This is a genomic window from Flavobacterium hercynium (assembly GCF_002217285.1).
Classification (GTDB): domain Bacteria; phylum Bacteroidota; class Bacteroidia; order Flavobacteriales; family Flavobacteriaceae; genus Flavobacterium; species Flavobacterium hercynium.
Genome location: NZ_MUGW01000006.1, coordinates 1 through 25,216, shown reverse-complemented (window position 1 = coordinate 25,216; position 25,216 = coordinate 1). Strand labels below are relative to the sequence as shown.

Annotated in this window: 14 protein-coding genes; 8 read left to right on the top strand and 6 right to left on the bottom strand. The window is 34.1% G+C overall.

What is annotated here, in order from left to right:
- Nucleotides 1-85: 85 nt before the first annotated feature.
- From B0A66_RS02895 to glmM, 5 genes are all read right to left on the bottom strand, one after another.
- On the bottom strand, nucleotides 86-1,510 hold the full coding sequence (locus B0A66_RS02895; RefSeq protein WP_089048348.1) for a SusD/RagB family nutrient-binding outer membrane lipoprotein: 1,425 nt from the start codon (nucleotides 1,508-1,510) through the stop codon (nucleotides 86-88).
- A 12-nt stretch (nucleotides 1,511-1,522) separates the two neighbouring features.
- The gene (locus B0A66_RS02890) at nucleotides 1,523-4,714 is read right to left on the bottom strand and encodes a SusC/RagA family TonB-linked outer membrane protein (protein WP_089048347.1); all 3,192 of its coding nucleotides are present in this window, start codon (nucleotides 4,712-4,714) and stop codon (nucleotides 1,523-1,525) included.
- Nucleotides 4,715-5,473: 759 nt separating this feature from the next.
- Nucleotides 5,474-6,166 (bottom strand): SIMPL domain-containing protein, encoded by a 693-nt coding sequence (locus tag B0A66_RS02885; RefSeq protein ID WP_089048346.1) that lies wholly within the window; start codon nucleotides 6,164-6,166, stop codon nucleotides 5,474-5,476.
- A gap of 72 nt (nucleotides 6,167-6,238) precedes the next feature.
- Complete coding sequence (locus B0A66_RS02880; RefSeq protein ID WP_089048345.1) at nucleotides 6,239-6,877, bottom strand: rhomboid family intramembrane serine protease; 639 nt, start codon at nucleotides 6,875-6,877, stop codon at nucleotides 6,239-6,241.
- A 219-nt stretch (nucleotides 6,878-7,096) separates the two neighbouring features.
- The gene (gene glmM, locus B0A66_RS02875) at nucleotides 7,097-8,485 is read right to left on the bottom strand and encodes a phosphoglucosamine mutase (protein ID WP_089048344.1); all 1,389 of its coding nucleotides are present in this window, start codon (nucleotides 8,483-8,485) and stop codon (nucleotides 7,097-7,099) included.
- Between the two features lie 194 nt (nucleotides 8,486-8,679).
- Here glmM and B0A66_RS02870 point away from each other — a divergent pair, with 194 nt between their 5' ends.
- From B0A66_RS02870 to uvrA, 5 genes are all read left to right on the top strand, one after another.
- A complete protein-coding gene (locus B0A66_RS02870; protein WP_089048343.1) occupies nucleotides 8,680-9,264 on the top strand; it encodes an acyl carrier protein phosphodiesterase in 585 nt (194 codons plus the stop codon).
- Nucleotides 9,261-10,943, top strand: a complete 1,683-nt coding sequence (gene ggt, locus B0A66_RS02865; protein ID WP_089048342.1) for a gamma-glutamyltransferase — start codon at nucleotides 9,261-9,263, stop codon at nucleotides 10,941-10,943. The genes B0A66_RS02870 and ggt overlap by 4 nt, the downstream gene beginning before the upstream one ends.
- Before the next feature lie 84 nt (nucleotides 10,944-11,027).
- The gene (locus B0A66_RS02860) at nucleotides 11,028-12,812 is read left to right on the top strand and encodes a chloride channel protein (protein ID WP_089048341.1); all 1,785 of its coding nucleotides are present in this window, start codon (nucleotides 11,028-11,030) and stop codon (nucleotides 12,810-12,812) included.
- A gap of 433 nt (nucleotides 12,813-13,245) precedes the next feature.
- The gene (locus B0A66_RS02850; RefSeq protein ID WP_089048339.1) at nucleotides 13,246-14,199 is read left to right on the top strand and encodes a Fic family protein; all 954 of its coding nucleotides are present in this window, start codon (nucleotides 13,246-13,248) and stop codon (nucleotides 14,197-14,199) included.
- A gap of 100 nt (nucleotides 14,200-14,299) precedes the next feature.
- Entirely contained in the window at nucleotides 14,300-17,131 is a 2,832-nt protein-coding gene (gene uvrA / locus B0A66_RS02845; protein ID WP_089048338.1) for an excinuclease ABC subunit UvrA, read from the top strand.
- A gap of 212 nt (nucleotides 17,132-17,343) precedes the next feature.
- On the opposite strand, the gene B0A66_RS02840 is transcribed toward uvrA, so the two are convergent.
- Nucleotides 17,344-18,006: an ATP-binding cassette domain-containing protein gene (locus B0A66_RS02840; protein WP_089048337.1), complete on the bottom strand. Its 663-nt coding sequence runs from the start codon at nucleotides 18,004-18,006 to the stop codon at nucleotides 17,344-17,346.
- 778 nt (nucleotides 18,007-18,784) lie between these two features.
- Here B0A66_RS02840 and B0A66_RS02825 point away from each other — a divergent pair.
- The 3 genes from B0A66_RS02825 (at nucleotide 18,785) to B0A66_RS02815 (ending at nucleotide 25,144) form a co-directional block, all read left to right on the top strand.
- Entirely contained in the window at nucleotides 18,785-19,513 is a 729-nt protein-coding gene (locus B0A66_RS02825) for an LOG family protein (RefSeq protein ID WP_089048334.1), read from the top strand.
- A gap of 280 nt (nucleotides 19,514-19,793) precedes the next feature.
- The gene (locus B0A66_RS02820; RefSeq protein WP_089048349.1) at nucleotides 19,794-22,544 is read left to right on the top strand and encodes a gluzincin family metallopeptidase; all 2,751 of its coding nucleotides are present in this window, start codon (nucleotides 19,794-19,796) and stop codon (nucleotides 22,542-22,544) included.
- 188 nt (nucleotides 22,545-22,732) lie between these two features.
- Complete coding sequence (locus B0A66_RS02815) at nucleotides 22,733-25,144, top strand: alpha-ketoacid dehydrogenase subunit alpha/beta (protein WP_089048333.1); 2,412 nt, start codon at nucleotides 22,733-22,735, stop codon at nucleotides 25,142-25,144.
- The last annotated feature ends 72 nt before the right edge of the window (nucleotides 25,145-25,216 follow it).

Below are 25,216 nucleotides of genomic sequence, written 5' to 3'. Positions count from 1 at the left end.
AACTTTTTGGGGCATGTTCATATTGATGCAGGGCTTTATTTTTGAAAGTTGGGGCTAAAAGTTTATTCTTTTTTAGGAATTCAACTTATTTCACATCAAACCATAATTTTGTAGTCAGTAAATCTTTTCCCTGAGCTCCAACTGCAGCCTGATAACTATCTCCGTTTAGCGATTGCTCTGTACCCGGATAAAAGAAACGAGAAGGAATCTGTCCGTCAAGAAGCGCATTAGGACCAGCTGTAAGTACTGGATAATCAAGTCTTCTCCACTCTGTAAAAGCATCAAGACCCTGACCATAAAATGCAATCCATTTTTGAGTACCTATAGATTCAGCATAATTTGCCGGATTGTATTGAATACTTGGCTGGCTTAAATAAGTAGCTACTGTAGCTGCATTGGTAATTCCGAATTGATTCAACGAAGCCGTGATTGCACCTTTATAAAGCTGTTCTGCATCACCTGCAATGAAACCACGCGCAACTGCCTCAGCAAGATTGAATTGTACTTCAGCAAAAGTTGCAAAAACTGCCGGAGTTGCCGATGTTAGGAAATAAGTGCCTGGTTTTGATGTTTTAGCAAATCCCTGATCATTGGCAGCACTGTTAGATAATCCGTTACCGCCTCCAACATAAGTACCCACAGTTGCGTCAGAAGGTAACTGAGCGTAAACAGGTAAACGTGGATCTGAAAATGCTTTTAGCTTATCAACCAATGTTTTTGAAATACGGAAATCATCACGAGTTTCGAACCAGGCAGCTGCCGGATTTTGTTGAGGCGAACTAGTATAGATAAACTGAAAGTTATCCGTATTAGCACTAATTAATCCTCCTGCATCACTTGTAGCTTCAATCGCTGCTTGTTTTGCTAAATCAGGTTTCTTGTCTGAAATTCTTAACGCAATACGTAAACGAAGTGAATTTACCAGTTTTTTCCATTTCAAAACATCTCCTTTATAAACCAAATCACCAGTTACAGTACCGTTTGTTGTCGCTAATAAAGACTGAGCTTGTTTTAAATCTTCCAATAATCCTGTGTAAACCACTTCCTGAGTGTCGTATGCCGGTGTTATTTTCTGACCCGCTTCTTTATAAGGAATGCTTCCGTAAGCATCTGTCAGTAATAAGAATGTCCATGAACGCAAAGTAAGTGCAATTCCTTTGTAATTTGAATTTGCCTGTTGTTCAGGAAAATTTATAATAGTATTTAAATCTGTAACTAAAGTATAATAACCGTTATTCCACAAAGAAGTAAAAGTCGTATTCGATACATCAAATCGGTCTGGCTCTGTATATTGGATTTTTGCCCAATGTTGTACAAATAAAAGAGACGAGTTAAAGTTATTATCAGCTCCCCAATAAAGGTCGGCTCCCTGCTTTAGCGTTCCTGTTAACAGGTAAGGTGCCAAAGGTGTTTCCGTTGCATTTGGATTTTTATTGATTTCATCCAGTTTATCACTGCAAGATCCCAGCAACAACGCAAATAAAGTTATATATGATATTTTTTTTAGCATGATCGCGTGTTTTTAAAATTTAAGATTAACATTAAGACTGAAATTTCTTGTCGTTGGCAAAGATAAACTCTCTATCCCCTGTGCATTTCCAGTATTGAAAGCTGCTTCAGGATCGATATTTGGTACATCTCTGTAAATAAAGAACAAGTTACGGCTTGCAGCAGTAATGCTTGCTCCGTCAAATCCTAATTTCTTAGCTAGTTTCTTATCTACATTATAAGTAAGTCTTACTTCTCTTAGCTTTACAAAAGTTGAACTGTAAATATAAGCTTCGCTAATATTGTATCCTGATTTGTGATATTCCTGTGCACTAATTACTTTATTATTTGGAGTTCCATCAGCAAATACTCCATTAAAAATAACACCATCTCCATAAACTGTTTCTCCGTTTGGAGCGCCTCCACCTGGCAATAATGTTCTGGAATTTGCAGTATTATTACCTGGATAATAGTAATTCAATCCTCCGTTTTCCGGATCACGACCATAAAGCGTTTCTGCTAAAACTCCTGTGTAAGTACCTGTTCTGTTTGTTCCTGAGAAAATTTCTCCACCTACACTTGCATCAATAAGGAATGAAAACTCAAGATTTTTGTAACTTAATGTATTTGTAATACCTCCAATAAAATCAGGTGTAAAATGTCCTAATACTTTTTTATCCGGGTCAGCTCTTGGTAATCCGTTTGCTCCTACTACAATATTTCCATTTGTATCACGTAAATAAGCTGTTCCGTAAAGTGCTCCATAAGCTTGCCCAACAGATGCTAATACTTCAACACCTCCTGAAGAACCAATTGTATAGTTTTTGATTTTTTTATCGTAATCCAAAACCTCAACTTTACTTATGTTTTTAGAATAGTTCAAACCTACGTTCCATGAGAAATTTTCAGTTCTAACAGGGCTTCCGTCTAATTGAACCTCTACTCCGCGGTTGTTGATTTTACCTGCATTAATTAATTGCGAGTTGTAACCACTTGAAGCTGTTGTTTTGATTTCTAAAATCTGATCAAAACTGTTCGTATCATAATACGCTGCATCAAAATGTAATCTGTTTTTCCAGAAAGAAGCTTCAAGACCTAATTCAGTAGAACGTGTCGTTTCCGGTTTCAGGTTCTCATTAAGTTTCTTTTGTGAAGAAGTCTGAATTGGATTTCCGTCGAATGCAGCCTGGAAATTATAAACTGTAGACAATTGATACGGATCAGCATCGTTACCTACTTCAGACCATCCTCCACGTACTTTTAAATAATCAAGCGTATTGCTTTTTATATTCAAAGCATCAGATAATACAACACTTGCATTAACAGAAGGATAGAAATAAGAACGGTTGTTACTTGGTAATGTTGATGACCAGTCATTACGTGCTGTAAGGTTTAAAAACGCATAATTTTTATAACCAAACTGAGCCGAAGCATAAGCACTGTATACTCTTAATCTTGACAATGCATTAGACGAAGTCAATGGATCACGTGAATTTGTTAATGTATACAAATCAGGTACTGCCAAACGTAATGCTTTTTGGTAGTTGTTTGCATCGCTACGGTTACGGATGTTGAAACCTCCAAGAGCATCTAAACTAAAATCATCATTAAGTTTTTTATTATAATGTAAAATACCTTCTGTATTTTGTTCGTTTACAGTGTATGCATCTTCCGCATAAGATCCAAAAGGTGTTCCGTTTGTGCCATATTTAATAGTGTACTTTCTACGATCATTGTAGTAATCAACTCCTGTACGAAATTTAAAATCAAGTCCGTCAATAATTTTAGCTTCTAAGTGGATATCTCCAATTAAACGGTTACGTTGTTGGCTTGTAGTATTGTAATAAGCATTCCAGTATGGATTACTATAGTAACTGTTATTCCAGTTTACGTCTCTGTTATTTCTAAGTTTGTTGATATCTACCTGACGTCCGAACCAAAGAAACTGAAGCATTACACCCGCAGCACGGTTACCAGATGGACCTCCAGGCAAAGTTGGAGAATTTGTAACAATGTAATTACCTGTTACTCCCACTTTTATACTTTTGTTTATTTGATAGTTAGAGTTAATACTAAAGTTTGTTTTATTTATTTCACTATTTGGCACTACTCCTGTTTGTTTTTGATTACCAACTCCTAGACGAAAATCTGATTTCTCATCTGATTTGGCAACAGAAACGTTATTATCAAAAGTAAGACCTGTATTAAAAAAGTCTTTTACGTTATCGGGATTAGCTACAAAAGGTACTGCTTCTCCATTTGAATAAAATTGAGGAATAAGTCTTCCGTCCATTTTTGGACCCCAGCTTTCATCAACTCCATCATTAATTCCGCCACCTTTACCGTCAACAAAACTAAATCTTCCGTTTGATCCTTGTCCATAAGAATCTTGAAATTTAGGTAAAGTAGCAACCTGAGATACTGTAATACCAGAACTTACGCTGATTCCTAATCCTTTTTGATTTCTTCCTGATTTTGTTGTGATAAGAACAACTCCATGCGCAGCACGTGATCCGTAGAGAGCCGCTGCATTAGGTCCTTTAAGAACGCTTAATGACTCTATATCTTGTGGATTCAAATCTGCAATTGCATTTCTAAAGTCACGTGTTGCCCCTCCAACACTTCCTAACTGTGAGTTATCTACCGGAACACCATCTACCACAAATAATGGCTGGTTATTTCCTGCAATAGAAGTTTCCCCACGAATTACGATACGAGATGATCCCATATCACCCTGAGAATTGGTAATACGCACACCCGCCACTTTACCGGCAAGGTTATTTACAAGATTCGTTTCTTTTGTATTTTCTAAGTCTTTGCTTTTAAGTGACTGGATAGTATATCCTAAAGATTTCTTTTCTTTAGAAATACCAAGTGCTGTAACAACTACTTCAGATAAATTGGTCTGATCTTCCTGAAGTTCTACAACAACTGAATTTCCGTTAACAACAACTTCGGTTCTTTTATATCCCATAAAAGTAACTGCAAGTGTATAAGGGAATTTTTGTCCGGTTTGAAAGTAAAACTTTCCATCAAAATCTGTTATTACACCGTGTGTAGTTCCTTTAATATTTACTGAAGCGCCGATAACAGGTTCTTTTGTAACAGCATCGACTACGGTTCCGGTTAGTTTAGATTGTATTAAAGGTTGGGTTTCCTGGGCATTAACCCCTATGGCAATCAATAAAATGCATAACCATGTATATCTTTCTAATTTTTTTTTCATTACTTTTTTTAGTTTAATAAATAAGGTGAACTGAAAAGGTTTGTTTTACGCTACTCTCGTTTCCCTTACAGAGATGTACAATTTCTTTAAGCTTTACCATTTCTGTTCTTTGCAGAAATGTTTTTTTATCTGCAACACATTCGTTTTTTCATATTTATTTTTTTTTGAATTACTACTATTTTGAACTGAGATTTCATAACACTACTACCCGAAAAGTCAGGTTTAGTCATTACTAAAAAGTTGGTTTGGATTAGAAATTGAAGAATTTTTAACAGTTACAACAACAATGGCCAAAGGTGCACATTGATTGCCGCATATATAAAAATGATATATTTAGGATAGTCTTCAATTCTATTTGTATTTGATTACTTTTAAATTCTACTAATTCGGTAGAACAAAAGTATATTAAAAATACGAACTCCAAAATTTTAATTAAACTTTTTGCAAAAAAAATGTTAATTAAAACTTCAAACATCTGAAAAACAAGCACATAATAAATATTCACAAAATACTATCATGTAAGATTTTTTGTAAACCGAAATCAAAAATGAAAAAAAATAATATCTAAACAACTAAAATTTACACATAAAAAAAGATCCAAAATGCTTTTTAAAGTATCTCATGAAGTAATTTAAAAAAGTTTTGGATCTGTAAAAAACTAAAAAATGAAGATGCCTTATTCTCTTCATTTTAAAACAAAAAAAAACTCAAATTCTAAAGAATTCGAGTTTTTTAAAATCTATATTTTTATTTCGAAGCTTAATCTAAAATAAAGCTAACACTTACATTTGCTGTAATATCAATTTCTCCAATAGCAAGTGTTTCGTTTGAAGCTCCCATTGCATCTGAAGATTCTTTCATTCTCATTGTAGCATACATTGGTTGTGGGTGATACACTTGTGTGTTATCAGAAATCGTGATTGCTTTACCTACTTTTTGCCCTAAAACAGAAACATAATCTTCCGCTTTTGCTTTAGCATCTTTAATCGCTAATTTTCTAGCTTCAGTTTCGTATTGTTTAATTTTAGACGATTCAAAAGTAACTCTGTCCAAACGGTTGATTCCTTGTTGAACTAAACCTTCCATCACTTCATCGTATTTTGTCAAATCTTTTAAAACAATCTCTATTGTTTGTGTAGCATTGTAATTTGTTTTCTTTTTGTCGTAATCGTATTGAGGATTTAGTGCAACTTGTTTTGTTTTAAAATCTGCGGTTGGAATATTCATTTTTTTGATGAATTTCAAAACAGCATCTATTTTTTCGTCATTTTGTTTTTTAACCTCTTTAACATTAGTTCCTTTTGTTTCAACTGTAGCCGAAATACAAACCTGATCAGGTGCTACTTTTACTTTTCCTTCCCCATTTACATTAATTTGAGGAATTTGTTTTATTTCCTGGCCGTAAGACATAGTCATAAAGATAATTGTTAAAAATAATACTAGTTTTTTCATTTTTGTTTTATTTAAGTTATTTATTTTTTTAATTACAATCGTTGATAAGGTTATTTCAAAAGTTGTGCCACATTACAATTTTCCGGCTTTTGCCAATCCAAAGAGTACTACAATTGGAATTGTAAGTAAGATTACCATCAAAGGTTCATCTACAAATAAAGAAGGCACTTTTATAAGCGTAATCAGATAGCCGCCAACAGCACCTCCAAAGTGAGCTGTGTGCCCAATATTGTCATTTTTAGCTCTCATTCCGTAAATGGAATATAATAAATATAAGATTCCAAAAAGATAAGCCGGAATTGGAATAACAAAAAAGATTCCCAACATCATATTGGGCTGCAATAAAATAGCCGAATACAAAACGCCTGTTACCGCACCAGAAGCACCTACTGCACGATAACTGTAATCATTTTTATGGAACAGCATTGTCAGCAAGCTTCCAAAAATTAAACTTCCAAAGTATACCAAAACAAAGGAGAACGTTCCCAACGCCTGAATGACACCAGGAGCAAAAAAATAAAGTGTCATCATATTAAAGATTAGATGCATCATATCTGCATGTAAAAAACCTGATGATAACATCCTGATCTGCTCTCCGGAACGAATACTTCCTACGTGAAATTCGTATTTTCGAAAGAAAGAAAAATCATTAAAACCTTTGTAACTTATCAGGGCATTTGCCACTATAATTCCAATCAAAATGGGATTCATAAAAAATATTTAATGTGAATTGTAAAGATAATAATTCTACAAGATAAGTGAGTACAATCGTACGTTATTCATTTTTACTTTAATATTTGTAAAAAAAAATTACTTGCAATTTCTCGGTTAATTACTTCTGGATACATAAAAAATGAAACCATAAAGTCTATACAAAAACACCTCTTTCAAATTTGAAAGAGGTGTTTTTGTACATGCTTACTTTGAAAATTAAATTCCCGCAATAGCTTTTATTTCGTCTATAATTCGAAGAGCTAATACATCTGCTTTTTCCTGAGAAGGAGCTTCTGTATAAATTCGGATAATCGGTTCTGTATTTGATTTTCTTAAGTGTACCCATTCTGTAGCAAAATCAATTTTAACACCATCGATTGTGCTAATATCTTCATTTTTGTATTTATCGGTCATGGCAACCAAAATAGCATCAACATCGATTTGTGGTGTTAATTCAATTTTGTTTTTGCTCATATAGTATTCAGGGTAAGAAGCTCTCAAAGCTGAAACACTCATTTTTTTATTTGCTAAATGTGTCAAAAATAAAGCTACTCCAACCAAGCTGTCACGTCCATAATGCGATTCAGGATAGATAATTCCACCATTTCCTTCACCACCAATAATAGCATTATTCTTTTTCATCAATGCTACAACGTTTACCTCACCAACCGCGCTGGCTTCGTAATTACCTTTATGTCCAACTGTTACATCGCGTAATGCACGAGAAGATGACATATTCGAAACAGTATTTCCAGGAGTTTTACTCAATACATAATCAGCACAAGCTACCAAAGTATATTCCTCTCCAAACATTTCACCATCTTCGCTAATAAAAGCTAAACGATCCACATCCGGATCAACTACAACACCTAAGTGCGCTTTTTCTTTTACAACCAGCTCAGAAATATCTGTTAAGTGCTCTTTTAATGGTTCAGGATTATGAGGGAAATGTCCGTTTGGTTCGCAGTATAATTTTACCACTTCAACGCCCATTTGTTCTAATAATTTTGGAATAATAATTCCTCCCGAAGAATTTACTCCGTCTACAACTACTTTGAATTTTGCTGCTTTTACAGCTTCAACATCAACAAGAGGTAAATTTAAAACCTCGTCGATATGAATATCCATATAAGCATCATTTAAAGTAATTTCTCCTAAATTATCTACATCAGAGAAATCAAAAGCTTCTGCTTCTGCAATATCTAAAATTTTCGCACCTTCTTCTCCACTCAAAAATTCACCTTTTGCATTTAAAAGTTTTAATGCATTCCATTGTTTTGGATTATGAGAAGCTGTTAGAATGATACCTCCATCCGCTTTTTCAAGAGGAACAGCAATTTCTACTGTTGGAGTTGTAGAAAGACCAAGATCGATTACATTAATCCCTAAGCCTATCAAAGTATTAACAACAAGGTTGTGAATCATAGGGCCTGAAATTCTGGCATCACGACCTATTACAACTGTTAGTTTTTCTTTTTTAGTATTATTTTTAAGAAAAGTTCCGTACGCCGATGCAAATTTTACAGCATCTACAGGAGTAAGATTATCTCCCACTTTTCCACCAATTGTTCCTCGGATTCCCGATATCGATTTTATTAAAGTCATTATATTATGTTTAGTTACCAATTACAAATATAAATAAACTTGGCGGGTTACTTAAATTCTTACGTATAAGATTTCAACATAGTAAAATAAGACATATTTAACCGAATCAGTGAATTTGCAAAAGTTTTTAGTATATTTACAAGAATAAACTTAGTGTTCAAGATACTTTAGAACCTTAGTAACTCAAAAATGTAATGAATTTCTTAGCTCATATCTACCTTTCCGGAAACAATGATTTAATTAAAATCGGCAATTTTATGGCCGACGGCATTCGCGGGAAACAATTAGAACATTTTCCGGAAGAAGTGAGAAAAGGAATAATTTTACATCGCTTTATAGACACTTATACTGATTCGCACGATATCTTCAGACAAAGTACAAAGCGATTACACCAACGATACCACCATTATTCAGGCGTAATAGTCGATATTTTTTATGACCATTTTTTAGCTAAAAACTGGTCAAAATACTCTGATGAAAATCTTGACGATTTCATTAATAGATTTTACAAATCATTACATGAAAACTATAGTATTCTGACAGAGAAAACACAAGGACTAATGCCTTACATGATTGAGCGAAACTGGCTTTCAAGTTATCAGACTGTAGAAGGTATTCATCAAATTCTCACACAAATGGATCGAAGGTCTAAAAACACCTCGAAAATGCAATTCGCAGCAGAAGAATTGAGAGAATATTACTTTGAGTTTGAGCAGGAGTTTACGTTGTTCTTTGAAGATTTAAGACAACATGCAACCCAAAAATTACTATTATTATGAAAAAAATTACACTTTTATTTGCCTTTATTTATGTAAGCTGCTCTGCGCAGCAAATTAGTAATACTAGGGGAATTACCGCATCAAAAGCAATGGTAGTTTCTGCGCGTGCAGAAGCTTCAAAAATTGGTGCAGATATTATGGCAAGAGGGGGAAATGCATTTGATGCCATGGTCGGGACAGAATTAGCCCTCGCTGTAGCTTTTCCTTTTGCAGGAAATATTGGTGGCGGCGGATTTATGGTCTACAGAAAAGCAAATGGAGAAGTTGGATCACTTGATTACCGTGAAAAAGCGCCTTTAGCAGCTACAAAAGATATGTATCTGGATAAAGATGGAAATGTAATCAAAGGAAAAAGTACAGAAACAGCTTTAGCGATTGGAGTTCCCGGAACTGTTGCGGGCGTTTTTGCTGTGCACAAAAAGTTAGGATCGCTTCCTATGTCTGAAATTTTAAAACCTGTCATTGCATTAGCAGAAAAAGGCGTAATCGTAACTAAAAAACAAGAAAAAAACATCGATGTTTATCGTCCTTCTATCGTGAAAATTAATGGTCCGAATACGCCTTTAGCAACGCACTTTAAAGAAAACGACACGATCAAATACCCTGAATTAGCCAAAACGTTAAAGCGTATTTCAAAAAACGGAAGAGATGAATTTTACAAAGGAGAAACGGCTAAAATATTAGTAAAGTATCTTCAAAAAAATGGAGGAATTATTACCCTTAAAGATTTAGCAAAATACGAAGCAAAATGGAGAACTCCGCTTCAGTTTAATTATAAAGATTTAAAAATTACCTCAATGTCTCCTCCAAGCAGTGGTGGAATTTGTCTTGCTCAAATCATGAAAATGATTGCTCCTTACGATTTGGCTAAAATGGGACACAATACTGTTGAGTCTATCCAGGTTATTGTTGAAGCTGAAAGAAGGGCTTATGCGGACAGAAGCCAATTTTTAGGAGACCCTGATTTTGTAAAAATTCCAATTAAAGGATTGCTTTCTGATACGTACTTAAAAGACAGAATGGCAACTTTTAATACTGATAAAGCCAGCTTATCTTCTGAAATCAAAGAAGGAAAAGTAAACTACAATGAAAGTACGGAAACAACACACTATTCTATTGTTGACCAATTCGGAAACGCGGTTGCCGCTACAACAACTATTAACGATGGTTACGGTTCTAAATATTACTGTCAGGAACTAGGTTTCTTCCTAAACAACGAAATGGATGATTTTAGTGCAAAACCGGGATCACCAAATATGTTTGGACTGGTAGGAAATGAAGCTAATAGTATTGCACCACAAAAACGCATGCTTAGTTCTATGACACCAACTATTGTAGAAAAGAACGGCAAATTATTTATGGTGGTAGGAACACCAGGTGGATCAACTATTATTACGAGTGTTTTACAGGCAATTTTAAATGTTTACGAATATAAATTTACGATGCAGCAAGCGGTAGATGCACCTAGATTTCACCACCAATGGCTTCCGGATATCATCAATTTCGAACCAGGTGCTTTTGAAAATGCTACGATAGATAAGCTTAGAGCAAAAGGATATTTGATTAACGAAAAAAATGCTCCTGTTATTGGTAAATTAGACTGTATCTTAGTACTGCCTGACAATTCACTTGAAGGTGGCGCTGATTTTAGAGGTGATGACAAAGCAGTTGGTTTTTAATTTTTTATACATTTACCTTAAATTATTATTCAGTTTCAAATGTTATCGCTTAAATTTGTGTTTCCATAACTTTTTAATGAGATAATGTTAAAAAAACTTTTCAGAAAACTAGAAAGCGTTATCGCGCTCTCACAATCTATACTGACTCCAAAACAGTTCATTTTTTTATCTAGTGTACTTGTTGGTATTTCTTGTGCTTTTGCTGTAATTGTCTTAAAGATATTTGCACATAGTGTTTTCTCTTTTGCTACTTACATTAACGGAATTTTAAAATTAAGTTTCATTAATAGTATTTTACCAATCGTGGGTATTTTACTAACCGTTTTTGTAGTCAAAAAAGTTTTAAACGGAACTATTCAAAAAGGGACTTCTCAAATTTTATATGCTGTTGCAAAAAAAGCAAGTATAATTCCGAGAAAACAAATGTATGCCCAAATTGTGACAAGTTCCTTAACCGTTGGTTTAGGAGGATCTGCGGGTCTGGAAAGTCCAATTGTAATAACAGGTGCCGCATTTGGATCGAATTACGCCCAAAATTATAAATTAGCTTATAAAGACAGAACATTACTAATAGGTTGCGGGGTGGCTGCAGGAATTTCTGCAGCCTTCAACGCACCAATTGCCGGAGTTCTTTTTGCAATTGAAGTTTTATTGGTCGATGTCAGCATTGCTGCCTTTACTCCTATTATGATTTCTGCTGCAACCGGCGCATTGGTTTCTGCCATAGTATTAGATGAAAGCATTTTACTATCTTTCAAACAACAACAAACTTTCAACTATCACAATATTCCTTTTTATGTTCTTCTGGGTGTACTTACTGGTTTTATGGCCGTTTATTATGCGCGGAAATTTCAAAAAGTAGAACATTACTTTGCCAAAATGGAAATTGGACCTTATCGAAAAGCACTTATTGGTTCTTCTTTATTAGCTTTACTTATTTTTGTTTTTCCTACTCTTTTTGGTGAAGGTTATGAAACCATTAAAACCTTATCAGAAAATGATCCGGGGCAATTAATGGACAACACCTTATTTGCGGATTTCAGAAACAATCAATGGGCACTCCTTCTTTTTATAGGATGCACCATGATGGTAAAAGTATTTGCTTCGGGATTAACTCTTGGAAGCGGAGGAAATGGTGGTAACTTTGCACCTTCCTTATTTCTTGGTTCTTATCTGGGTTATTTTTTCTCTAAATTAGTTAGTTTAACAGGATTATCTCAGTTACCAATCAGTAACTTTACTATGGTGGGAATGGCAGGTATTTTGAGTGGTTTGTTTCATGCACCGCTTACTGCAATCTTCTTAATTGCAGAGATAACCGGAGGATATGGTTTAATGATTCCGCTTATGATTGTTTCTTCAATTAGCTTTGCTATCTCTAAACGTTTTGAGAAATATTCACTTGATGTAAAAGGATTAGTAAAAAAAGGACATGTTTTTACAAGCAATAAAGATTCTAATATCTTATCGACACTTGATATCGATGCCATCATTCAATGTGATTATTTGACGGTTCATCCGGATGAACACCTAACCAAATTAGTCGATCTTATTTCACATTCAAATCAGGTAGTTTTTGCTGTTGTCAATGATGATAAAGATTTAGTTGGTGTAGTGCACTTTAATGATATTCGCGAAATAATTTTTAACTCTTACCGCGTTAAATACACTTTAATAAAAGATGTAATGAAAACGCCCCCAGTAACTATTTTATCAAATGATAGTATGGAAATTGTAATGAGTAAATTTGAAAAATCAAAATCAGCATTTCTACCCGTTCTAAAAAGCGAAAAATATTTCGGATTTATTTCTAAATCAATAGCACTAGAAGCTTACAGAACCAAATTGCGTTCCATGACAATTGAATAATTTTTTTACTTTTACGCAAACTAACAAAACTGCGTAAAATGAAAAAAATTCTACTTAGCATATTATTATTTACAAGATAATAATCCTGAAGTTTTTTATGGAATTGGACAGATGTATGCTTTTCATCTAAATGACTATAAAAAAGCATTAGACAACATGTGCAAAGCTTATAATATTTACACTGCACAAAAATCTCCCTATCGTACAGACGCAGAAAAAATAATGCAAATGCTTTATAAACAAATGAAGCAAGACGGAAAAGAAGAATTATTTAATAAAATTCTAGAGGAGAACAATATTAGTTCTAAATAAAACCAAATTTCTTTTATACTAAAATAATAAAAGTGAGGATTTAAATGACAATTGAGTAAAGCTTAATATCGGATAGATTAAAATTTGCATTAACCGATATTAAGAAGTACTTTTGTCTATTATGTGGAATATAGACTTAACATACAAAGAAGAATTTCAATCGACTTTTGATCGATTGTACCAAAAAAGGCTTGATTTGCAAAATAGCAGGCCATTACCTAACATCGCTTTGCACAAAATTCGTGAAAGCTTATCTCTCGAATGGACATACAATTCTAATAGTATAGAAGGAAACACCCTTAGTTTGCGTGAAACCCAAATGGTAATTCAGGAAGGTATCACCATAAAAGGAAAATCACTTCGCGAACATTTCGAAACTCATAATCACGATAAAGCTATTGACTATCTATATTCAATTGTAGATGATGAATACAAACTTCGAAGTATCGATATTTTATCCATTCATGGATTGGTTTTACGATCTATCGAAGATGATTTTGCAGGACGCTTACGCAATGGTGGTGTTCGTATTTCGGGTGCTAATTTTATGCCGCCAAATGCGAATAAAGTTTCAGATTATCTTGATGAATTAATAGATTTCATTAATACAAATCCGCTAGGCTTAAACGATATTGAGCTGGCCACAATTTACCATCATAAATTAGTCTGGATTCATCCTTTCTTCGATGGAAATGGTCGTACGGTACGTTTGAGCATGAATTTGTTATTAATGCGTTGTGGCTTCCCTCCTGCTATTATCTTAAAAAATGATAGAAAAAAATATTATGAAGCGCTCAATCAGGCTAATAATGGCAATTATCAAAAGCTTACCCTTTTGATGTGTCAGGCTTTAGAGCGAACGCTCAATATTTACTTAAGTTCAATGCCTGGAAACAACTATGACTACCAGACAATTTCTGATATAGTTAGCGAGCCTCAAGCTCCATACGGTCAGGAATATGTTAGTTTACTCGCCAGAACAGGAAAAATAGATGCCTACAAAGAAGGCCGAAACTGGTATACTACCAAAGAAGCTATCGAAGAATACATGGCAACAAGAAAAAGAAAACGCTAACTCAGGTTAGCGTTTTTTGTTACTATTTGTAACATAAAGTTTTGCAATCGAGTACAAAAAGAATAAATCAAAGTGGTAACTTTGCTTTTTGCTCAAATTTATGTTAGAAAAAGACAATACTATTGAAGTTCTTGGTGCAAGAGTTCATAATCTAAAAAATATAGACATTTCTATTCCGCGTGAAAAACTGGTTGTTATTACCGGTTTATCTGGTTCGGGGAAATCTTCTTTGGCATTTGACACCATTTATGCTGAAGGGCAACGTCGTTATGTAGAAACATTTTCGGCTTATGCCAGACAGTTTCTTGGCGGTCTGGAACGTCCTGATGTAGACAAAATTGATGGACTTTCGCCTGTAATTGCAATCGAACAAAAAACAACCAGCAAAAGTCCGCGTTCAACCGTTGGAACAATTACTGAAATATACGACTTCCTGAGACTTCTTTATGCTCGTGGTGCTGATGCATACAGTTACAACACAGGTGAAAAGATGGTTTCGTATTCTGACGATCAAATTAAAGATTTGATTATTAAGGATTTTGAAGGAAAACGTATCAACATTCTTGCTCCGATCATTAGAGCCAGAAAGGGACATTATGCCGAATTATTCCAACAAATAACGAAACAAGGTTTCCTTAAAGTTCGTGTAAATGGAGAAGTTCAGGATTTGGTTTCAGGAATGAAATTAGATCGTTATAAAACGCACGATATCGAAATCGTTGTTGACAGAATGCTAATTGAGGATACTGAAGACAACAAAAAGCGATTATCAGAAAGCATTAACACCGCTATGCATCATGGTGAAAATGTGCTTATGATTTTAGATCAGGACACTAACGAAGTCCGTTACTTTAGTAGAAACCTGATGTGTCCGACAACAGGAATTTCATATCAGAATCCCGAACCTAATTTATTTTCGTTTAACTCTCCGAAAGGAGCTTGTCCGCATTGTAACGGATTGGGAACGGTACACGAAATTAATGTCAAAAAAATTATTCCGAACCCTAAGTTATCAATAAAAGCTGGTGGTTTTGCTCCGCTTGGCGAATATAAATCATCCTGGATTTTTAAACAGCTGGAAGTAATTGGAGAAAAATTTGGCTTCAAAATAACTGATGCTATAGAGAAAATTCCGGAGGAAGCCATGAATATGATTTTACATGGTGGAAAAGATAAATTTACTATAAACTCAAAAGATTTAGGCGTTACGCGCGATTATAAAATAGATTTTGAAGGAATATCACATTTCATCAAAAATCAATATGACGAAAGCGCATCGACAACGATAAAACGTTGGGCAAAAGATTTTATGGACGAAGTAAATTGTCCTGTTTGCGAAGGTTCCCGATTAAAAAAGGAAGCTTTGTTCTTTAAAATCAATGAAAAGAATATCGTGGAATTGTGTGATATGGATATCTCCGATTTAACGATTTGGTTTCAGGATTTAAACAGCCGCTTATCAGACAAACAACTTTTGATTGCCTCTGAAGTAGTGAAAGAAATCAAAGACCGTTTGAACTTCCTAATGAATGTAGGTTTGAATTATTTGGCTTTAAGCCGAAGCTCTAAATCACTTTCTGGTGGTGAGGCTCAACGTATTCGTCTGGCTACTCAAATTGGTTCGCAATTGGTTGGTGTTTTGTACATTTTGGATGAACCAAGTATTGGTTTGCACCAAAGAGACAACGAAAAACTAATTAAATCTTTAGAACAATTACGTGACATTGGAAACTCTGTTATTGTGGTTGAGCATGATAAAGATATGATCGAAACTGCGGATTACGTTATAGATATTGGTCCTAAAGCAGGAAAATATGGTGGCGAAATCATTAGTATTGGTACTCCGGCGGAAACTTTGAAATCGAATACGATTACGGCTCAATACCTGAACGGTACGATGAAATTGGAAATTCCGAAGGAGCGTCGTAAAGGAAATGGAAAGTTTTTAAAACTTACCGGAGCAACGGGAAACAACTTGAAGAATGTCTCAATCGAAATTCCACTAGGGCAATTAATATGTGTTACAGGAGTTTCAGGAAGTGGTAAATCGACTTTGATCAACGAAACCCTTTATCCTATTTTGAACGCTTACTATTTTAACGGTGTAAAAAAACCGCAGCCTTATAAAAAAATTGAAGGTCTGGAACATATCGATAAAGTTATTGATATTGACCAAAGTCCGATTGGAAGAACACCTCGTTCGAATCCAGCGACGTATACAGAAGTTTTTACAGAAATCAGAAACTTGTTTACCATGACTTCTGAAAGTATGATTCGAGGATATAAAGCAGGACGTTTTAGTTTTAACGTAAAAGGTGGACGTTGCGAAACCTGCGAAGGATCTGGTGTGAGAACGATAGAAATGAACTTTTTGCCTGATGTATATGTAGAGTGCGAAACGTGTCAGGGAAAACGTTTTAATAGAGAAACGCTGGAAATTAGATACAAAGGAAAGTCTATTTCAGATGTACTAAATATGACGGTTGATGAAGCGGTTCCGTTTTTTGAAAACATTCCGAAGATTTACCGTAAAGTAAAAACCATTCAGGATGTTGGTTTAGGCTATATTACTCTTGGGCAGCAAAGTACAACACTTTCGGGTGGTGAAGCGCAACGTATAAAGCTGGCTGGAGAATTGTCTAAAAAAGATACCGGAAATACGTTTTATATTCTAGATGAACCAACTACAGGATTACATTTTGAGGACATTCGTGTTTTAATGGAAGTTATCAATAAATTGGTAGACAAAGGAAATACGATTCTAGTAATCGAACACAATATGGACGTGATAAAACTTGCTGACTATATTATAGATATTGGTCCGGAAGGTGGAAAAGGCGGCGGACAATTGATTGCTAAAGGTACTCCTGAAGAAGTAGCAAAAAGCAAAAAAAGTTATACGGCTAAATTTTTGAAAAAGGAACTGGAATAACTACAAAATCAATTGTTTCCTATTTTTGATTGAAATAAATAAGTTTTCTTAAGATAGATACCTAACAGGTTTTGAAAACCTGTTAGGATAAAAAACAAAGTGTTTCTCTTTTAAACTGGAAATCAAAATACCGATAATAAGTTTTCTTAAGATAGATGATACCTAACAGGTTTTGAAAACCTGTTAGGATAAAACTTTAAAGATCTATTTTTCTAGCATTTTATGTAACCATGTGCTATAAGATCTTCTCTTTTGTTGATTTCAATTTTGTTTCCGTCTTTGATTAGAAATATGTTGTTAGAGACTTGTATCGCATCTTCGTAATAATGATCTGTCAGGATTATTCCTTTTGTTGCGTTTAGATTGTTTAAAAACTCTTTTATTATTTCGATGTATATAGGCTCTACCATCGAGAAAGGTTCGTCCAGTAAAAGAAATTCATGATTTAGATTTCCTAACAAAAGTATTTCAAAGTATCGTCTTTCACCTAGTGATAATTGACTTATTTTTCGATTTTGTATTGCATTAATTCTAGGCGCATAAAACAATTTATCTTGTTGTTCTCCGTCTTTGAAATACATTGCAATTATTTCTGAAACTTTAAGATTTTTAGGTAAAAAAGTATGTTGGGGTAAATAACCAATTCTTTTATCCAGAATAACATTATTGCTTTTTATTGGTGTTTGATTTATTTTTAAATCAATGCTATCTGCTTGTAGTGTTCCGTAGATCAATTTTAGAAGTGTTGATTTTCCGCTTCCGTTTCTTCCAAAGATTACCGTTGTCTGACCTGTTTCAATTTCTAATGAAATATTTTTCAGGATGTGTCTATTTTTGAATGACTTATTTACATTCTTAATTTCTAATATACTCATACTATTTGAAACAGATAAAAATGATGAAAATGAGAAGCGAAACCAGAAAATTCAAAATAAAAACAAATGTATTTAATCTCCTTTTGGTAAGTCCGAGGTTATAATAAAAGTAGTATTGATTGCTGTAAAAATACTGATAACTTAAAACACCTAAAAATGTTCCGAAACTTGCAAAAACAATAGGTACGTAATAAAATTTGAGAAAAAGTACACCTACTAAAAGCGTATAAATAAGGTTGAAAAAATTGACATCGCAATAATATTTAAACAGCACTTTTAGCATATTGTTCGTTTTTTTTTGAAAATTTTAAAGTTCTAAGCTTTTTACTTTCTGACAAAGATCTACTGCCGAACCTTAAAAATATCTGGGTAAAACAGAAAGCTATTGAGCAATCTACAAATAAAGGGTTAATTAGTTTTACAAACCAATTAATTATGATTTTCAATTGAAAAAAGTTAATCAACTGATAGCGAATCATCAACAGGAAGTAAAGCAAAATTAAGTGTTACAAATAGATTAATAAATATCGGTTTTTGTTACAATTGACAAAAAAAGGCTTAATTTAGTACGCCCTTTTTGTCAAAGTCACTAATTTTAACCTTACACGAGTAAGGATTAAAACAGAAGGTCTATTGCAAACAAGTGTCCTAGCCCTGATGGGAGCGGCATCCTTTTGTGGCGGGGTTCGCCACAAAAGATATAGCGGACAGCAGGATAAGCTCCTGATTAAAAATACAGAAGAAAAATTAAAAAATATAAATTATAATACCAAAAACAATGAGATTAGAAGATTTTGACAATGACGAAGACAAAGTAATTCAGGATAGTTTAAAACAAAAAACATGGAATGAAATTAGAACCAATGACAGCTGGGCAATTTTTAAAATCATGGCAGAGTTTGTTAATGGATATGAAAGTATGGGACGTATTGGTCCTTGTGTTTCTATTTTTGGTTCTGCGAGAACAAAACCAGATGATAAATACTATTTACTGGCTGAAAAAATCGCTTTTAAAATTAGTAAAGCCGGATATGGCGTAATTACTGGTGGTGGTCCCGGAATCATGGAAGCTGGAAATAAAGGTGCTCATTTAGGTGGCGGAATTTCGGTTGGATTAAACATCGAATTGCCTTTTGAACAACACTTTAACCCGTATATCGACCATGACAAGAACCTGAATTTTGATTACTTTTTTGTTAGAAAAGTAATGTTCGTAAAATATTCGCAAGGTTTTGTGGTTATGCCTGGAGGTTTTGGAACGCTTGACGAAATGTTTGAAGCGATTACTTTGATTCAGACTAAAAAAATTGGAAAATTCCCTATTATTTTAGTGGGTGTTGAATTCTGGTCCGGATTAATTGACTGGGTAAAAACGGTTCTTGTTGAAAAAATGAAAACAGTAAGCCCTGACGATTTAAACTTATTTAAAATCGTAGATACTGAAGATGAAGTAGTTGAAGCTTTGGATAAATTCTACAAGAAGTACGATTTGAGTCCGAATTTCTAATATTAAGTAATCAATAAAAATGATGCACTGAATTCTGTAATTATTTGAAATCATGTCATTTTAAAGTTAAATTAGACGAAGTATTGCAATAAAATTAAAGCTGTTTATTTAAACAGCTTTTTTTGTAGTATTTTTGCAAGACAATTAAACTAATATTTCGTACGTAATTTAAGACATACTTTAACTTTTAAGCCATCATTTGAAATCAATTTATAAAATTATTTTCTTTGTTTTTGTTTTATTAAATACTGCAAGACAATACGCGCAACACCATTCTAAGATGGAGGTGGCGGTAAATGTGGAACTTAAAACTTTGCATATTCTGCAGGATATTACGTTTTACAATAATACTCCTGATTCTCTTACAACAATTGTTCTGAATGATTGGAACAATGCTTTTTCTGAAAAAAATACACCTTTGGCAAAACGTTTTTCGGATGAGTTTTATAGAGGATTTCACCTGGCGAATGCCGATGAAAGAGGAAGTACAACAATATTAACTATGACGGATAGTGATTATGTGGATTTTGAATGGGAACGAACTGTTGAAAATCCTGATTTGATTGTTGTAAAGCTAAAACGCAAACTGGCTCCGAATGAAAAAATTAATTTGCAGGTAACTTATATTGCCAAAATTCCGAGTGAAAAATTTACGCATTACGGCTTTGATCAAAACGGCGGAATGAATCTTAAAAACTGGTTCCTGACTCCTGCCCGCTATGACAATCATGCTTTTTTAAGATACAATAACTTCAATTTAGATGATATTGCTAACGCGGCTTCTGACTTCGAAATCAGTTTAAAAATCCCTGCTAATTACTGGATTACAAGCGACCTTAATACAGTTTCGAAAGATTTTTCTAATGAACAGTTTAATGTTATTTCGCTTTCCGGAAATAACAGAACCGATTTTAATTTGTTTGTTGAAAGACAAAATAGTTTCGTGACGTATGAAAATGGATCGACTGAAATACTTTCTAATTTAAAAAACAAAAAACTCGATGAAATCCAAAAGGCTCTTATTATTAATAGAGTTGTGGATTTTGCAAATGATTTTATTGGAAAATATCCACATCAGAAAATCACTGTTTCACAGGCCGATTACGATCGTAATCCTTTTTATGGTTTGAATCAGCTACCCTCGTTTATTAGTCCGTTTACGGAGGAGTTTATGTTTGAAATTACTTTTCTGAAAACGTATCTGAATAATTACTTAAAGAATAGTCTGCGTTTAGACCCAAGAAAAGACAATTGGATTTATGATGGAATTCAGATCTATGCGATGATGAAATTTATCGAAGAAAACCATCCGAAACAAAAGATGCTGGGTGGTCTTGCGAATATAAAAATCCTTAAAAGCTTTAATATTACCAATTTAACTTTTAATGAGCAATACAGCTATTATTATATGCTAATGGCTCGAAAAAATCTGGATCAGCCTTTAGGAGATCCAAAAAATACTTTGATAAAGTTTAATGAACAGATTGCTAATAAATACCGTTCCGGATTAAGTTTTAATTATTTAGACAGCTATTTAAGCAATAACGCGCTTAATAAAAGCATTCAGGAATTTTATACACTCAATACAAAACAGGAATCTGACCAATCTGATTTTGAAAAAATAGTAAAGCAAAACACCAACAAAAATATCGACTGGTTCTTTTCAACCATAATTGATACCCGCGACATTATCGATTATAAATTCTCGAACGTTTCGAAAACTAAAGACAGCGTACAATTTTCTGTTCGAAACAGAACCAATGTATATGCTCCCATTCCGGTTTTTGGTATTAAAAAGAATGAAGTCGTTTTTAAAAAATGGATTGAACCAAAAAAGGAAGATTCTGTTTATGTCTTTCCGAGAGAGAGTGCGGATAAAATTGTTTTAAACTATGACAATGAGGTTCCGGAGTTTAATCAGAGAAACAACTGGAAATCTTTGAAAAGTTTTGCGATAACGAATAAGCCAATCAAATTTACATTTGCGAAAGATTTAGAAGATCCGTATTACAATCAGATTTTATATATGCCGACGCTAACGTATAATCTATATGACGGTTTTACGCCAGGGATACGTTTTCATAATAAGACAATACTTGACAAGCCGTTTATTTTCGATATTAATCCTGCTTACTCTACGAAAGCTGGTGCGCTATCAGGTTCTTCTGCCTTTTCTGTAAATCACTACTACCGCGACAGCAGACTTTATAACGTACGCTATTCTATAAGTCAAAATTATTTTCATTATGCACCGGATGCTACTTATTTGCGTTTAAATCCTATGATTCAGCTTAGAATTCGGGAAGAAAACTTTAGGGATAATCGAAAGCAATTGATCACGATGCGTCAGATAATTGTAAATCGTGAAGAGAGTAAATATATTACTGATAATTCTAAACCGAATTACTCTGTTTTTAATTTGCGTTATGCCAATACTAAGACAGAATTGGTAAATCACTTTAATATTATGGAAGATGTCCAATTTTCGAGTGGTTTTGGAAAAGTCGCAAGCGAAATTGAATACAGAAGAATGTTTGATGATAATCGCAGGTTAAATTTACGTTTGTACGCAGGAACTTTTCTATACAATAAAACAAATTCAGATTATTTTAGTTTTGGTCTTGATCGTCCTACTGATTATATGTTTGATTATAATTTTTACGGAAGATCGGAAAACACAGGTTTTTTTAGTCAGCAGTTTGTTATGGCAGAAGGTGGTTTTAAATCGCAAATTGAACCTTCCTACGCTAACCAATGGATGACGACCTTAAATGTGAGTTATTCTATCTGGAACTGGATTGAGGTTTATGGAGATGCAGGTTTCTTAAAAAACAAACATAAAGCAGAACATTTTGCTTACGATAGCGGAATCAGGCTAAACTTAGTTCCAGACTACTTTGAGCTTTACTTTCCTGTTTATTCTAATAACGGTTGGGAAATTACTCAAAATAAATATAACGAAAAACTACGATTTGTGATTACTTTATCCCCAAGAACATTACTTACTCTTTTCACCCGAAAATGGCTTTAATTGAATAAATTTTAAACAAAAACATGAATTATTTATACAAAAATTAGAAAAAGTTTAAATATTCAATAAATAAAATACGTAGTTTTAGCAATTTACTTATAGATAATTAAATTATATTTATTTTAATGAATTATGATTATTGATACTTTTTAAGTAATTTTGCCCCATAACATGACCCATTCCAGATTATGATTACAGAAAAAAACAATACCACATTAACATTCGAAGATTTCAAAACTGAAGTACTAAACGACTATAGAATAGCCGTAACTAGTCGTGAATGTAGTCTTTTAGGACGTAAGGAAGTATTGACAGGGAAAGCCAAATTTGGAATTTTTGGTGACGGAAAAGAAGTACCACAACTTGCAATGGCAAAAGCGTTTAAAAACGGAGACTTTCGTTCTGGTTACTACCGTGATCAAACTTTTATGATGGCAATTGGCGAATTAACAGCAAAACAATTCTTTGCTGGTTTATACGGCCATACTGATTTAGAATACGATCCAATGTCTGCGGGAAGACAAATGGGCGGACATTTTGTAACGCACAGTTTAAACGAAGACGGATCATGGAAAGACTTAACAAAACAAAAGAATTCCAGCGCTGATATCTCTCCTACTGCAGGACAAATGCCAAGATTATTGGGATTGGCTCAGGCTTCTAAAATTTACAGAAACGTTGACGGGATTAAAATCAAAGACAAATTTTCTGTAAACGGAAACGAAATTGCCTGGGGAACAATAGGAAATGCTAGTACATCTGAAGGTTTATTTTTTGAGACTATAAATGCTGCCGGAGTACTGCAAGTACCGATGATTATGAGTGTTTGGGATGATGAATACGGAATATCTGTTCACGCGAAACACCAAACAACTAAAGAAAATATTTCTGAGATTCTAAAAGGATACCAACGCGATGAAGATGCTAACGGTTATGACATTTTTAGAGTAAAAGGATGGGATTATGCTGAGCTGGTTTCTACTTACGAAAGAGCAGCGGCAATTGCACGCACAGAGCATGTACCGGTTTTAATTCATGTAAATGAACTTACTCAACCACAAGGACACTCGACTTCAGGTTCACACGAACGTTACAAAAATGCTGAAAGATTAGCCTGGGAAAGAGATTTTGATTGTATTCGTCAGATGCGTTTATGGATGATTGCTATTAATATTGCATCACCGGAAGAATTGGCAGAAATTGATGCTGAACTTAAAAAAGAGGTGCAGGAAGCTAAAAAAGAGGCTTGGAACTCTTTTATCAATCCAATTATCGAAGATCAAAAAGAACTTTTGGCTTTATTAGAGCAAATTAGTGCTGCAAGCATTAATCATAAAGAAAAAATTCAAAAACATATTACGGAATTAAGCGCTATCAAATCGCCTTTAAAAAAGGAAATACTGGTAATGGCCAGAAAGATATTGCGCTTTATTGAAGTTCCAAACAGTAAGACGCTTTTGTCGAACTGGATTACGAATTACATTGCTGCAACGCAACCAAAATTCAGTAGTCATTTATATTCTGATTCAGACAAAAATGTATTTTCAGTAGAAAAAGTACTTCCGCAGTATGCTGATAATGCAAAAGCTGATTTAGATGGCAGAATGATTTTGCGTGATAACTTTGATGCTTTATTTACAAAATATCCTGAAACATTGATTTTTGGAGAAGATGTAGGAAACATTGGTGACGTAAATCAAGGTCTAGAAGGCATGCAGGAGAAATACGGAGAACTTCGTGTTGCCGATGTTGGTATTCGTGAAGCTACGATTCTGGGACAAGGAATTGGTATGGCTTTGAGAGGTTTACGACCAATTGCTGAAATTCAATATTTAGATTATTTATTGTATGCTATTCAGATCATGAGTGATGATTTGGCTACGTTACAATACAGAACGGTTGGTAAACAAAAAGCACCGCTGATTATTAGAACACGCGGACACCGATTAGAAGGTATCTGGCATTCTGGTTCTCCTATGGGAATGATCATTAATGCTATTCGTGGAATTCACGTTTTGGTACCAAGAAACATGACTCAGGCTGCTGGTTTCTACAACACGCTTTTGGAATGCGACGAACCTGCATTGGTTATTGAATGTCTAAACGGATACAGATTAAAAGAAAAAACACCTTTGAATTTTGGTGAGTTCAAAACACCAATTGGTGTGGTAGAAACACTAAAAGAAGGTTCAGATATTACATTAGTTTCCTACGGATCTACTTTGAGATTGGTAGAGCAAGCTGCTGCTGAATTATTAGAATTAGGAATTGACTGTGAAGTTATTGATATTCAATCTTTACTTCCGTTTGACGTGAGCAAGGATATTGTGAAAAGTATCGCTAAAACAAACCGTCTTTTGGTAATTGATGAGGATGTTCCAGGTGGAGCTTCGGCTTATATCATGCAACAAATTCTTGAAGAACAAGACGCTTACAAACACTTAGACAGTAAACCGCAAACATTGGCTGCAAAAGCACACCGACCTGCTTACGGAACCGATGGTGACTATTTCTCAAAACCTTCTGCCGAGGATATCTTCGAAAAGGTTTATGACATGATGCATGAAGTAAATCCAACTAAATTCCCAAGTTTATACTAAGAATTTAATAGTTTAAAACACAAAAAGCTCCAACAGGAGCTTTTTTTATGATATGTCTCGTCCTAAAAAAAG

Coding starts and splice junctions, on each gene's coding strand:
- B0A66_RS02895 (WP_089048348.1), bottom strand. CDS start 1,510: ATGCTAAAAAAAATATCATATATAACTTTATTTGCGTTGTTGCTGGGA.
- B0A66_RS02890 (WP_089048347.1), bottom strand. CDS start 4,714: ATGAAAAAAAAATTAGAAAGATATACATGGTTATGCATTTTATTGATT.
- B0A66_RS02885 (WP_089048346.1), bottom strand. CDS start 6,166: ATGAAAAAACTAGTATTATTTTTAACAATTATCTTTATGACTATGTCT.
- B0A66_RS02880 (WP_089048345.1), bottom strand. CDS start 6,877: ATGAATCCCATTTTGATTGGAATTATAGTGGCAAATGCCCTGATAAGT.
- glmM (WP_089048344.1), bottom strand. CDS start 8,485: ATGACTTTAATAAAATCGATATCGGGAATCCGAGGAACAATTGGTGGA.
- B0A66_RS02870 (WP_089048343.1), top strand. CDS start 8,680: ATGAATTTCTTAGCTCATATCTACCTTTCCGGAAACAATGATTTAATT.
- ggt (WP_089048342.1), top strand. CDS start 9,261: ATGAAAAAAATTACACTTTTATTTGCCTTTATTTATGTAAGCTGCTCT.
- B0A66_RS02860 (WP_089048341.1), top strand. CDS start 11,028: ATGTTAAAAAAACTTTTCAGAAAACTAGAAAGCGTTATCGCGCTCTCA.
- B0A66_RS02850 (WP_089048339.1), top strand. CDS start 13,246: ATGTGGAATATAGACTTAACATACAAAGAAGAATTTCAATCGACTTTT.
- uvrA (WP_089048338.1), top strand. CDS start 14,300: ATGTTAGAAAAAGACAATACTATTGAAGTTCTTGGTGCAAGAGTTCAT.
- B0A66_RS02840 (WP_089048337.1), bottom strand. CDS start 18,006: ATGAGTATATTAGAAATTAAGAATGTAAATAAGTCATTCAAAAATAGA.
- B0A66_RS02825 (WP_089048334.1), top strand. CDS start 18,785: ATGAGATTAGAAGATTTTGACAATGACGAAGACAAAGTAATTCAGGAT.
- B0A66_RS02820 (WP_089048349.1), top strand. CDS start 19,794: ATGGAGGTGGCGGTAAATGTGGAACTTAAAACTTTGCATATTCTGCAG.
- B0A66_RS02815 (WP_089048333.1), top strand. CDS start 22,733: ATGATTACAGAAAAAAACAATACCACATTAACATTCGAAGATTTCAAA.